General features: G+C 69.7%; 10 protein-coding genes. 5 read left to right on the top strand and 5 right to left on the bottom strand.

What is annotated here, in order from left to right:
* Positions 1-38 precede the first annotated feature (38 nt).
* The 3 genes from ilvC to ACZ6DL_RS01735 form a co-directional block, all read right to left on the bottom strand.
* On the bottom strand, positions 39-1,040 hold the full coding sequence (gene ilvC / locus ACZ6DL_RS01745) for a ketol-acid reductoisomerase (protein WP_174550026.1): 1,002 nt from the start codon (positions 1,038-1,040) through the stop codon (positions 39-41).
* Positions 1,041-1,269: 229 nt separating this feature from the next.
* Complete coding sequence (gene ilvN, locus ACZ6DL_RS01740) at positions 1,270-1,773, bottom strand: acetolactate synthase small subunit (RefSeq protein ID WP_039799659.1); 504 nt, start codon at positions 1,771-1,773, stop codon at positions 1,270-1,272.
* Complete coding sequence (locus ACZ6DL_RS01735) at positions 1,770-3,704, bottom strand: acetolactate synthase large subunit (RefSeq protein ID WP_393228270.1); 1,935 nt, start codon at positions 3,702-3,704, stop codon at positions 1,770-1,772. Before ACZ6DL_RS01735 ends, ilvN begins: the two co-directional genes overlap by 4 nt.
* A gap of 337 nt (positions 3,705-4,041) precedes the next feature.
* Here ACZ6DL_RS01735 and ACZ6DL_RS01730 point away from each other — a divergent pair, with 337 nt between their 5' ends.
* Positions 4,042-4,617: a PH domain-containing protein gene (locus tag ACZ6DL_RS01730; protein ID WP_466048367.1), complete on the top strand. Its 576-nt coding sequence runs from the start codon at positions 4,042-4,044 to the stop codon at positions 4,615-4,617.
* 322 nt (positions 4,618-4,939) lie between these two features.
* Entirely contained in the window at positions 4,940-6,781 is a 1,842-nt protein-coding gene (gene ilvD / locus ACZ6DL_RS01725; RefSeq protein ID WP_466048365.1) for a dihydroxy-acid dehydratase, read from the top strand.
* Positions 6,782-6,859: 78 nt separating this feature from the next.
* Here the strand turns inward: ilvD and ACZ6DL_RS01720 are convergent, their stop codons facing one another.
* A complete protein-coding gene (locus ACZ6DL_RS01720) occupies positions 6,860-7,735 on the bottom strand; it encodes a DoxX family protein (protein WP_466048363.1) in 876 nt (291 codons plus the stop codon).
* A gap of 118 nt (positions 7,736-7,853) precedes the next feature.
* Here ACZ6DL_RS01720 and ACZ6DL_RS01715 point away from each other — a divergent pair, with 118 nt between their 5' ends.
* Entirely contained in the window at positions 7,854-8,960 is a 1,107-nt protein-coding gene (locus ACZ6DL_RS01715; protein WP_466048362.1) for a PQQ-dependent sugar dehydrogenase, read from the top strand.
* A 402-nt stretch (positions 8,961-9,362) separates the two neighbouring features.
* Here ACZ6DL_RS01715 and ACZ6DL_RS01710 read toward each other — a convergent pair whose 3' ends face one another.
* Positions 9,363-10,247, bottom strand: a complete 885-nt coding sequence (locus ACZ6DL_RS01710) for a LysR family transcriptional regulator (protein WP_466048360.1) — start codon at positions 10,245-10,247, stop codon at positions 9,363-9,365.
* 39 nt (positions 10,248-10,286) lie between these two features.
* On the opposite strand from ACZ6DL_RS01710, the gene ACZ6DL_RS01705 reads away from it, so the two are divergent.
* Positions 10,287-11,258, top strand: coding sequence for an EamA family transporter (locus ACZ6DL_RS01705; protein WP_466048358.1), 972 nt, complete (start codon positions 10,287-10,289; stop codon positions 11,256-11,258).
* A complete protein-coding gene (locus ACZ6DL_RS01700) occupies positions 11,255-11,887 on the top strand; it encodes an NAD(P)-dependent oxidoreductase (protein ID WP_466048356.1) in 633 nt (210 codons plus the stop codon). The genes ACZ6DL_RS01705 and ACZ6DL_RS01700 overlap by 4 nt, the downstream gene beginning before the upstream one ends.
* Positions 11,888-11,897 lie beyond the last annotated feature (10 nt).

The raw sequence follows: 11,897 nt of genomic DNA, 5'->3' as shown, positions 1-11,897 counted from the left end.
TAGTCCGGAGCGGGCCACCGCGCGAATGAGCCCGAGTATCAGGCGGTCTCGGTGATCGGACGATCCACCCAGCTCATCAGGCCGCGCAGCTTGGCGCCGGTGACCTCGATGGGGTGCTCGGCGTTCTGCTTGCGCAGCGCCTCGAGCTCCTTGTTGCCGCCCTCGACGTTGGCGACCAGACGCTTGACGAAGCTGCCGTCCTGGATGTCCTTGAGGATGTCCTGCATGCGCTTCTTGGTGTCGGCGTCGATGACCCGCGGGCCCGACAGGTAACCACCGAACTCGGCGGTGTCGGACACCGAGTAGTTCATCCGCGCGATGCCGCCCTCGTACATCAGGTCGACGATCAGCTTCAGCTCGTGCAGCACCTCGAAGTAGGCCATCTCCGGCGCGTAACCGGCCTCGACCATGACCTCGAAACCGGTCTTGACCAGTTCCTCGGTGCCACCGCACAGCACGGCCTGCTCACCGAACAGGTCGGTCTCGGTCTCTTCCTTGAAGGTGGTCTTGATGACGCCCGCGCGGGTGCCGCCGATGCCCTTGGCGTAGGACAGCGCCAGCGCCTGGCCCTCGCCCTTCGGGTCCTGGTCGATCGCGATCAGAGCCGGAACGCCCTTGCCGTCGACGAACTGACGACGCACCAGGTGACCGGGGCCCTTCGGCGCCACCATGCCGATGGTGACGTTGGCGGGCGGCTTGATCAGGCCGAAGTGGATGTTGAGGCCGTGGCCGAAGAACAGCGCGTCGCCGTCTTTCAGGTTCGGCTCGATGTCGTTGGTGAAGATCGACGCCTGCGCGGTGTCCGGCGCCAGCACCATGATGAGGTCCGCCCACTCCGAGACCTCCGCGGGCGTGCCGACGGTCAGGCCGGCCTCCTCGGCCTTCGGACGCGACTTCGAACCCTCGGCCAGACCGACGCGGACCTCGACGCCCGAGTCGCGCAGGCTCAGCGAGTGCGCGTGACCCTGGCTGCCGTAGCCGATGACAGCGACCTTGCGGCCCTGGATGATCGACAGGTCGGCATCGTCGTCGTAGAACATCTCGACTGCCACTGTGGTTCCTTCCGGGATCATCCCCGCGCGAGGCGGGGCACACCGTGCTTGCGCCGGTGTTGATTTTCGTTGTTCTGGATCGGATCAACCCCCGCAGCAGCGGGAGGGGATCATTCCCGCGTAGGCGGGGAGGGCGGCACGCCAACCGTCGATCGCAGAAAGACTAGCGCGTGGCCGCCGTCGGCCGGTCGGCCCCATCGGTGTGCCGCTCGCTACCTCATCGAGTGGCGGTGATGGACTTCGGTCCACGTCCCACCGCGACGACCCCGGACTGCACGATCTCGCGGATGCCATACGGTTCGAGCATCCGCAACAGCGCGTCGAGCTTGGACCGGGTTCCGGTCGCCTCGACGGTGAGCGCGTCCGGCGACACGTCGATGACCTTCGCGCGGAACAGCCCGACCGCCTCGATCACCTGGGTCCGCACACTGGCGTCGGCGCGCACCTTCACCAGGATCAGTTCGCGGGCCACCGAGCTGTCGGAGTCCTGCTCCACGATCTTGATAACGTTCACCAGCTTGTTGAGCTGCTTGGTGACCTGCTCGAGCGGCAGGTCCTCGACGGTGACCACGATGGTCATGCGCGAGATCTCGGGCAGTTCGGTGCCGCCGACCGCCAGGGATTCGATATTGAAGCCGCGGCGGGAGAACAGCGCCGCGACCCTGGCCAGCACGCCCGGTTTGTCCTCGACGAGAACGCTGAGGGTATGCGTGGTACTCATCCGTTGTTCACCCTGTTCTGTTCCTGCGACATCGCCGCGTGGATGACCGCCGGCTCGGCGGCCTGCTCGTCCTCGTCGAACAGCGGGCGGATGCCGCGCGCGGCCATGATCTCGTCGTTGCTGGTGCCCGCCGCGACCATCGGCCACACCTGGGCGTCCTTGCCGACGATGAAGTCGATCACCACGGGGCGGTCGGTGATGGACTGCGCCTCGCGGATGGCGGCCTCCACGTCCTCCTCGCGCTCCACCCGGATGCCGTGGCAGCCGAGGGCTTCGGCGAGCTTCACGAAGTCGGGGATGCGCAGCGAGTGCGTGCCCAGGTCGGTGTTGGAATAGCGCTCCTGGTAGAAGAGCGTCTGCCACTGGCGCACCATGCCGAGGTTGCCGTTGTTGATCAGCGCGACCTTGATCGGGACGCCCTCGACGGCGCAGGTCGCCAGCTCCTGGTTGGTCATCTGGAAGCAGCCGTCACCGTCGACCGCCCACACCTCTTTGTCCGGCGCGCCCATCTTGGCGCCCATGGCCGCCGGGACGGCGTAGCCCATGGTGCCGAGACCACCGGAGTTCAGCCAGGTGCGCGGCTTCTCGTACTTGATGAACTGGGCGGCCCACATCTGGTGCTGGCCGACGCCCGCGCAGTAGATCGCGTCCGGCCCGGCCAGACGGCCGAGCGCCTCGATGACGAACTCCGGCGACAGCGACCCGTCGGCGGGCGGGGTCCAGCCCAGCGGGTAGGAGTCGCGCACGCCGTCGAGGTAGGTCCACCAGTCGGTCAGCGCCAGCGGCAGAGCGTCACCCGCGGCGGGATCCGCCTTCAGCGTCTCGATGAGCTCGACGATCACCTCGCGGCAGTCGCCCACGATCGGGACGTCGGCGTGCCGGTTCTTGCCGATCTCGGCAGGGTCGATGTCGGCGTGGATGACCTTGGCGCCCGGCGCGAAGGAGTCCAGCTGGCCGGTGACGCGGTCGTCGAACCGCGCGCCGAGCGTGATCAGCAGGTCCGAGCGCTGCAACGCGGCGACGGCGCCCACGGTGCCGTGCATGCCGGGCATGCCCATGTTCAGTGTGTGGCTGTCGGGGAACGCGCCGCGCGCCATCAGCGTGGTGACCACGGGGATGCCGGTCAGCTCGGCCAGTTGCAGCAGCTCGGCCGAGGCGTCGGCCTTGATCACACCGCCGCCGACGTAGAGCACGGGGGCCTTGGCCTCCATGATCATCCGCGCGGCCTCGCGCACCTGCTTGCCGTGCGGCTTGGTGACCGGACGGTAGCCGGGCAGCCGCATCTCGGGCGGCCAGCTGAAGGTGGTCTGCGCCTGCAACACGTCCTTGGGGATGTCGACGAGCACGGCGCCCGGGCGGCCGGACGCGGCGAGGTAGAACGCCTCGGCGATGATGCGCGGGATGTCGATGCCGTCGGTGATCAGGAAGTTGTGCTTGGTGATCGGCATGGTGATGCCGGAGATGTCGGCTTCCTGGAACGCGTCGGTGCCGATCAGGCTCCGGCCGACCTGGCCGGTGATGGCCACGATCGGGACCGAGTCCATCTGCGCGTCGGCGATCGGGGTCACCAGGTTGGTGGCGCCGGGACCGGATGTGGCCATACACACACCGACCTTGCCGGTCGCTTGCGCGTAACCGGTGGCCGCGTGACCGGCCCCCTGCTCGTGCCGGACCAGGACGTGGCGCACCTTGGTGGAATCGAACAGCGGGTCGTACACCGGGAGAATCGCGCCACCCGGAATGCCGAATACGGTGTCGACGCCCAGCTCCTCGAGCGACCGGACGACCGACTGCGCGCCGGTGACCCGCTCGGGCGGGACCGGACGGCGGTTGGCCGCGGAGATCGCGTTGGCAGCGGGCGTGGCCTGCTGATTCGCCGAAGGCGCTGGCCTACGGGCGGAAGGCCCGGGCCGTGCGGTAGGTGCGCTCACCGTCTTCGTTCCTTACTGGTTGTCGTTCTGACCCCGGATTTTTGTGCCAGCGGTGTCTTGCGCTTCGCCATGCTGGAGGTTAGTCCGAACATAAAAAAGCCCCCGACAGCACAGGGCTGATCGAGGGTGGCGCGTCGCAACGCGAGCTGACGTATTCGACTCAGTGTGTCAGGCTCAACGCTGGACGCGCCGGCCGATTACGAGCAACTCGTTTCGATTCACGCGCACGACGTTAAGCGGGTGTGAACCGAAGAGTCAAACAGATGACCCCGTGCGTCCCATTATGTGGGACAGTGCGGTTGCTTGTGTCCGTTCACCAGGATGCGAGGATGGTGGTGTGTCATCACCGCATCAGTCCGTGCCACCTTCTGAATCGTCCCACACGCCCGCGGCGGCAACGGATACGGGTAGCGCCTCCGACGCCCGTGTGATCCGCATCCCACGGCTGGCCTTCCTGGGCGTGTTCATCCTGCTGATGTGCGTGTTCTTCCCGTTCGTGGGCTGGCCCGCCGGACTGTGGTGGCTGCTGCTCATCCCGGTCGTGGTGCTGGCGTGGGTGCTGCGCACGCAGACCGCCGTCTCGGACGCGGGGCTGGAGCTGCGGACGCTGTTCGGTTCGCGCCATCTCGATTGGGCGCAGGTGAAGGGTGTACGGATCCCCAAGCGCGGATACGTGCGCGCCGACCTGACCGATGGCACCGAGGTGAAGTTGCCCGCGGTGAGCTACGACCGGCTGCGCGATCTGGCGGCGTTCTCCGGCGGACGGATTCCGGACCCGTTCGCGGAGCCCGCGACCGAAGAGTCCCCCACCGAAACGAGCGGGCACGACGCGAACCCGAGCGGCGAGGACAGCGCGCCGACCGATGGGGTCGCGAAGTCGGGCGAGGACGCCACCGGCGAAGACACGCGCTAGCAGTCGGTCGCGTCCCCGACCGGCTCGAGCAATGCGCGGAACATCCACCGCGGTTAGGTTGTTACGGCCGAGTGATGGGATGATTTCTCCGGAGCAGTGATCCTCCTTCTCGTCCCCACCCCTCGACGGTCCGGCACCTCCGGCGACCCGTCGTCGCCTGCGACACCACGCACAGCGACAAACCCGATCCGGCTGACAGTCATGGCCGCCGCGCCCGGCGCACCACCGACCGGTGGACACGCCCACCGGGAGTAACGTGGTGGACCGCCGAGCAGGCTCTGCGCCGTCGCACGTCAGCCCCCGCGACCCGAGGACCATCCACATGCCACCGCTTCGTTCACGAACCACGACCATCGGCCGCAATGCCGCAGGCGCACGCGCACTCTGGCGCGCCACCGGCATGACCGACACCGACTTCGGCAAGCCGATCGTCGCCATCGCGAACTCCTACACCCAGTTCGTGCCCGGTCACGTGCACCTGAAGAACGTCGGTGACATCGTGGCCGACGCGGTGCGCGCCGCCGGCGGCGTGCCGCGCGAATTCCACACCATCGCCGTCGACGACGGCATCGCCATGGGCCACGGCGGCATGCTCTACTCGCTGCCCTCGCGCGAGATCATCGCCGACTCCGTCGAGTACATGGTGAACGCGCACACCGCCGACGCGCTGGTCTGCATCTCCAACTGCGACAAGATCACCCCGGGCATGCTCAATGCGGCCATGCGGCTGAACATTCCGGCGGTGTTCGTCTCCGGCGGGCCGATGGAGGCGGGCAAGGCGGTGGTCGTCGGCGGCGTCGCGCAGGCTCCCACCGACCTGATCACGGCGATCTCCGCGAGCGCGAACCAGGCGGTGTCGGAGGAGGGGCTGTCGGAGGTGGAGCGGTCGGCGTGCCCGACCTGCGGCTCGTGCTCGGGCATGTTCACCGCGAACTCGATGAACTGCCTCACCGAGGCGCTCGGTCTCGCGCTGCCCGGCAACGGCTCCACGCTCGCCACGCATGCCGCGCGCCGGGCGCTGTTCGAGCGGGCCGGCACCGTCGTGGTCGACATCGCCAACCGCTGGTACCGCGAGGACGACGCGTCCGTGCTGCCGCGCAACGTCGCCAACGCCAAGGCTTTCCGCAACGCGATGGCGCTGGACGTCGCGATGGGCGGCTCGACCAACACCGTGCTGCACACCCTGGCCGCCGCGCAGGAAGGTGAGATCGACTTCGATCTGCACACCATCGAGGAGACCAGCCGCCGGGTGCCCACCCTGTCGAAGGTGTCGCCGAACTCCGACTACCACATGGAGGACGTGCACCGCGCGGGCGGCATCCCCGCCATCCTCGGCGAATTGCGCCGCGCGGGCCTGCTGGAGACCGACGTCACCACCGTGCACACCGCGAGCTTCGACGAGTGGCTCGACACCTGGGACATTCGTTCCGGCAAGGCTTCCCAGGAAGCCATCGAACTCTTCCACGCCGCGCCGGGCGGGGTGCGCACCACCGAGCCGTTCTCCACCGACAACCGCTGGTCGTCGCTGGACACCGACGCCGAGGGCGGCTGCATCCGCGACCTCGAGCACGCCTACACCGCCGAAGGCGGCCTCGTCGTACTGCGCGGCAACATCGCGCCCGACGGCGCGGTGCTCAAGACCGCGGGCATCGACGAGGAACTGTTCACCTTCCAGGGCCCCGCGGTGGTGGTGGACTCGCAGGAGGAGGCCGTGTCGGTCATCCTCGGCAAGAAGATCAAGCCCGGCGACGTGATCGTGGTCCGCTACGAAGGTCCCGCGGGCGGCCCGGGCATGCAGGAGATGCTGCACCCGACCGCGTTCCTGAAGGGTTCCGGGCTCGGCAAGCAGTGCGCGCTGATCACCGACGGCCGGTTCTCCGGCGGCACCTCGGGCCTGTCGATCGGGCACATCTCGCCCGAGGCGGCCAGCGGCGGTGTCATCGGCCTGGTGGAGAACGGCGACCAGATCCGCATCGACGTGGCCACCCGCACGCTCGAGGTCCTCGTCGACGACGCCGTCCTCGCCGAGCGCCGCGCGAAGATGGAAGCCTCCGAACGGCCCTGGCAGCCGGTCAACCGCGATCGTCCGGTGACGACCGCGCTGCGCGCGTACGCCGCCATGGCCACCTCGGCGGACAAGGGCGCCGTGCGGCACGTGCCGTAGCTCCCGCGTCTCGCGGCCGACCGAACGCGAAGGCCCCTCGTCCCATTGCGGGGCGAGGGGCCTTTCGTCCGTCCGGACTCAGTCGAAGGGGCCGATGCCGGTGAGCGGATTGCCGCCGTGCAGGTACCAGTAGGCGCCGACCGCGGCCGCTACGGCGAGGAGAAGGACGACGAAGGACCCTGCGGCGGGGCGAACGGCCCAACCCCGGTTGCGGTCGAAGGACAAGCGCCCCGGGCCGGTCAGGATGATCGCGGCGGCGGCGCCGGCGAGGATGCTTTCCAACTCCACAGCGCCCGGCCCGGCTTTGTACTGGAACCCCGGGGCCATCCCCTGCTTCCAGGCCCAGGCGTCCAGGATCACCGCGAGCACCGCGCCCGCGGCCAGCGGCGTGGCCAGCCCGAGGATCAGCAGCGCGCCGCCGCCCACCTCGCCCGCCGTGACCAGCATGGCGGACACGCTCGGGTGATCCCAGCCGCCGCGCTCCATCATGTCGCGGGTGCCGTCCAGGCCGGGACCGTGGAACCAACCGGTGAGCTTCTGCAGACCGTGGTAGAGGAAGGTGCCGCCGACCACCCAGCGCAACAGCAACAAACCGAGATCGAGTGTGCCGCGCCTGGTCTCGCCGGTGCGCCTGCGCAGGCGACCGGTGTCGTTCGGCGGAGTGGGGGCGGGCGGGATGCTGGCGTACTCGTAGGTGGACCCCTTGCCCCCGGCGGCTTTGCGCTCGGCGGTGGTCGGCACCTCCGGGTCGAGCCCGAGTTCGTCATCGGTGCGCGGGACGTCCTTGGACATCTGCGGACGCTTGGCCTCATCCACCCGCGCGAATTGCTCGGTCGGCGAGTCGTACGGGCTGGTCACCCCTCGACCGGTGGACGACACCGCCGACTGCTCGGCCGTAGCGGCAGTGGCCTCCCCGGCCTTGGATTCCGGCGTGTCTTTCGGCTTGTCGGTCACGGCCAATACCCTATGCCGCACCCTGCCACGGCGGGCAAGTACCGCACGGCGTGTCAGTGTGCGCGCAACACGCACCCGGAGGGGGCGCGGGCAACGGTATTTCCGTAACGTCTGAGCTATGAGTTTGGTTGTCGTGGGCCGCGTCGCGGCGAGCTTGGCGCTCGGCTCCGTCCTGCTGGTCGGGTGCGCCCGGTTCGACGATTCGGCGTCCAGTCCGTTCACCCCGGAACCGACCCTGCGCGGAGCCAACATCGACCCGAAGAAACCGAGCCAGTCGCCCACCTCGACCACCCGGCCGAGCGGCCCGTGCATCGATCCGGACCCGGCGGTGGTCGCCACCTGCCTGGACACCACCGGCGGCCTGGTCACGCTCGCCGACGGCGCGCTGGTGGCCGAGCGCAGGACCGGGCGGATCATGAAGGTGGCTCCGGAGCAGCCGCCGGTAGAGATCGCCAAGCTGGACGTGGACGGCTCCGGCGACGGCGGCCTCAGCGACATCGCGCTGTCGCCCACCTACCACGAAGACGGCCTGATGTACGCCTACATCACCACCGGCAGCGACAACCGGGTGGTCCGCATCGCCGAAGGCGGCTCCCCCAAGGACGTCCTCACCGGTATCCCGAAGGGCGCCACCGGGAATCACGGCGCGATCGACTTCGCCGCGCCCGATCAGATGCTGGTGCTGACCGGCGACGCGGGCAACCCCGGCGCGGCGGCCTCGGCGGGCTCGCTCGCGGGCAAACTGCTGCGCGTGAAGTCTCCGGTGCCCGGCCGTACGCCCGCGCCGGAAATCGCCGTCTCGGGCATCGGCACCGCGGGGGACGTGTGCCGGGACAGCAAGGACAGCATCTGGATCACCGACCGCACCCCCGCCGAGGACCGGCTGCAACGGCTCGGCGACGACGGCGTGCTCACGACCACGTGGACCTGGCCGGACCGGCCCGGCGTCGCGGGCTGCGCCGCGGCGACCGACGGTGTCGCGATCTCGCTGACCCGCGCGAAGGCCCTCGCCATCGCCGCCGCCGACCCCAACACCCACGCGGTCACCGCGGCGCCGACCCTGATGGCGCAGGACAAGTACGGGCAGCTCGGCGGCGCGGCGGTCGGCGCCGACGGCACCATCTGGGTGACCACGGTGAACAAGACCGACGGCCAGCCCGGCCCGTTCGACGACCGCGTCGTCCGCATCCCGCCACCGCAGGCCGGCGGCGGCGGACCGGACTGAGTTATCGGCCGCGCGGGCGCGGCCGGTTCGCGGCCCCTTCATGGTTCGCGTCCGAGCGACCGCCGCTGGCGACTTCGTCGCGGACGCGGCGGCCACTCGGACTCGAACCGGGCCGCGAACGGCGCATGCTCGGTCTCGCTTCGCTCGGATTCGGTGGTTGAGCTGGTGGGGCGCGTGAGGCGGTGATGGCGCGGCCTACGGCTCGCCTTGCCGGGGTGGACAGGGGCTAGGCCGCCACCGACGGCGCGTTCGGCCGCAACCGGACCGTTGCCGGGTGGCGTCGCGTGCGGAGCATGTGTCCATGGGCTCGCCGTGTATCCGTCGGCGTGACGCCAGTTCGCCCGGGACTCTGCCGTGCTGCCGGTCCGGGCCATCGGACGCAGCCCGATTACTCGGCGATCCTCACGATTCGTCACGATCTACCGGGACGCCGAGGACGGTGAGGAAGGCGGTGGCCGCTGGTGGGCGGCTGCGGCTCCAGATGATGTATTCGACGCGGGCCGGGGCGTCGGAGACCTCGATGGTGACCACGCCCTCGAGTTGCGGCGCGTAGGCCGACGGCAGCATGGCTACGGCGAGGCCGGGGCGGACGAGGCGAGCGATGTAGTCGGCGCTGGTCACTTCGAAGGCGACGTCGCGGTCCAGGCCGGCGGCCGCGAAGGCCTGGTCGGATTGGAGGCGTCCGGCGGTTCCGGCCGGAAGGTCGACGAAAACCTCGTTGGAGAGTCTGCGCAGATCGACCGTGGGCGCACCGGCGAGGGGATGGTCGGGTGCGACCACGGCGACGAGCCGGTCACGGGCGAGTTCGTGGGCGGCGACCCCCCGTGGCCGGGCCGTGGTCGGCAATCCGAGAAAGGCCACGTCGAGGGCTCCCTGCGTGACTCGCTCGATGAGTTCCTCGCTCGCGCCCACCCGCAGGCTGATGCGCACGTGCGGGTACCGCTGCCGGAAATCACGCAGCGCCTCCGGGATGTCGACCGCCGCGACGGTGGGGATCAGGCCGACGGCGAGCCTTCCGCGTACCTCGCCGACCGCCGCGGCGACCTCGGCGGCCGCGCGCTCGGCGGCGTCCAGGCATTGGCGGGCTGCCGGGAGGAACGCCGCACCGGCCGGAGTCAATCGCACCCGGCGGCTGGTGCGCTCGAAGAGTCTCGCGCCCAATTCCCGCTCCAAGCGCGCGATCTGGTGACTCAGCGCGGACTGGACGACCAGGCATCGCTCGGCGGCCCGGGTGAAGCTGTTCGTCTCGGCGACGGCGAGGACGTACCGCATCTGCTGAAGCTCCATGGATCAATCGTGTATCGAGATCGATCAAGTGACAAACATGTGTTGGACTCATTGATCCTGGCGGGCGAGACTGCGAATGTGGTAAGTTCAGCAGCACAAAGGGTTTCCGGCCGAGACGGAAGTCTCCCTCGCACCGTCCTCACGGCGCTCGCTCCCGTGTCCTGGGGCACGACATATGTCGTCACCACCGAACTCCTTCCCCCGGGACACCCGCTTTTCGCAGGGCTCCTGCGCGCGTTGCCCGCGGGTGTGCTCGCGCTGGCGTTCACACGGACCCTGCCGAGGGGAGCCTGGTGGGGCAAAGCCGCGGTGCTGGGCGTGCTCAACATCGGGCTGCTGTTCCCGCTGTTGTTCCTCGCCGCCGAACGCCTACCGGGCGGGGTGGCCGCGACGTTGGCGGCGGCCCAGCCGCTCGTCGTGGCCGTCCTGGCCGTGGTGGTCCTGCACGAGAGCCCGTCGGCGTGGCGCCTGGTCTGGGGCGCGGTAGGCGTCGTCGGCGTCGGCATGGTGGTGATCGGGCCGCATGCGACCCTCGACCTCGCGGGGATCGTGGCGGGCCTCGCCGCCGCGGCGTCGATGGCGCTGGGCCTGACGCTGACGAAGAAGTGGGGACGGCCCGCCGAGGCCAGCCCCACCGCTTTCGCCGGCTGGCAGCTCACCGCGGGAGGGGTGTTCCTGCTGCCCCTCACGTTCCTCGTCGAGGGTTCTCCTCCCGCGATCGACCCGCCCGCTGCCCTCGGCTACCTCTGGCTGGGTCTGGTCGGCGGTCTGCTCGCCTATGTCCTCTGGTTCCGCGGGATCGGGACACTGCCGGTCACCTCGGTCGCGGTTCTCGTCCTGCTATCGCCGCTGGTCGCCGCGGTTCTCGGCGCGATCCTGCTCGGCCAGACGCTCGGCCCGATCCAGCTCGCCGGGTTCGGGCTCGCGCTGGCCGCGATCGTCGCGGGACAGCTCCCCGCGCCCAGCCGCTCATCCCGCATTGTCTCGACACCCGAAGGGGTACTGAAATGAAGATCACCGTCATCGGAGCAAACGGCATGGTCGGCTCCCGCGTCGTCGGCGAAGCCTCGAGCCGGGGCCATGAGGTTGTCGCCGTGTTCCGGAAACAGCCGCCGACCGTCCTGCCTCCCGGGGTGACCGCGGTCGAGGGCGACGCGAACGACCCCGCCCGGATGAGTGACCTGTTCCACGGCACCGATGCGATCGTGGCCGCGACCCGCCCGGGCTCCGGCCAGGAACACACCGTCGCGGCGACGACGACCGCCCTGCTGGACGCGGCCACGGCCACCCGGACCCGCATCCTCGTGGTCGGCGGCGCCGCCCCGCTCCGGAATCCGGAGCGTCCCGATCGGCTGGTGCTCGACAGTCCGGAGTACGTACCGCCCGCGATCCGCCCGATCGCCGCCGCCAGCGTCACGCAATGGGAAACCTGCCGAGCGCATCCGGCCGACTGGGTCTATCTCAGCCCGCCCGCCCTCCTCGAACCCGGACAGCGCACCGGCAAGTATCGACGCGGCACCACCACCCTGATCACCGGCGCCGACGGCGCGTCCTGGATCTCGGTGGAAGACTTCGCCGTGGCCGTCCTGGACGAACTCGAGAACCCAGGTGAGAACAGGCATTTCACTGTCGGCTACTGAGCGCGGACAC

This window comes from Nocardia sp. NPDC041819 (genome assembly GCF_055590505.1).
The sequence above is the reverse complement of the archived record's forward strand: the minus strand, read 5'-3'. Positions and strand labels throughout refer to the sequence as shown.

Bases quoted from the DNA above. Each gene is read 5' to 3' on its own strand.
- ilvC (WP_174550026.1), bottom strand. From the start codon at position 1,040: ATGTTCTACGACGACGATGCCGACCTGTCGATCATCCAGGGCCGCAAG.
- ACZ6DL_RS01710 (WP_466048360.1), bottom strand. From the start codon at position 10,247: ATGGAGCTTCAGCAGATGCGGTACGTCCTCGCCGTCGCCGAGACGAAC.
- ilvN (WP_039799659.1), bottom strand. From the start codon at position 1,773: ATGAGTACCACGCATACCCTCAGCGTTCTCGTCGAGGACAAACCGGGC.
- ilvD (WP_466048365.1), top strand. From the start codon at position 4,940: ATGCCACCGCTTCGTTCACGAACCACGACCATCGGCCGCAATGCCGCA.
- ACZ6DL_RS01700 (WP_466048356.1), top strand. From the start codon at position 11,255: ATGAAGATCACCGTCATCGGAGCAAACGGCATGGTCGGCTCCCGCGTC.
- ACZ6DL_RS01715 (WP_466048362.1), top strand. From the start codon at position 7,854: ATGAGTTTGGTTGTCGTGGGCCGCGTCGCGGCGAGCTTGGCGCTCGGC.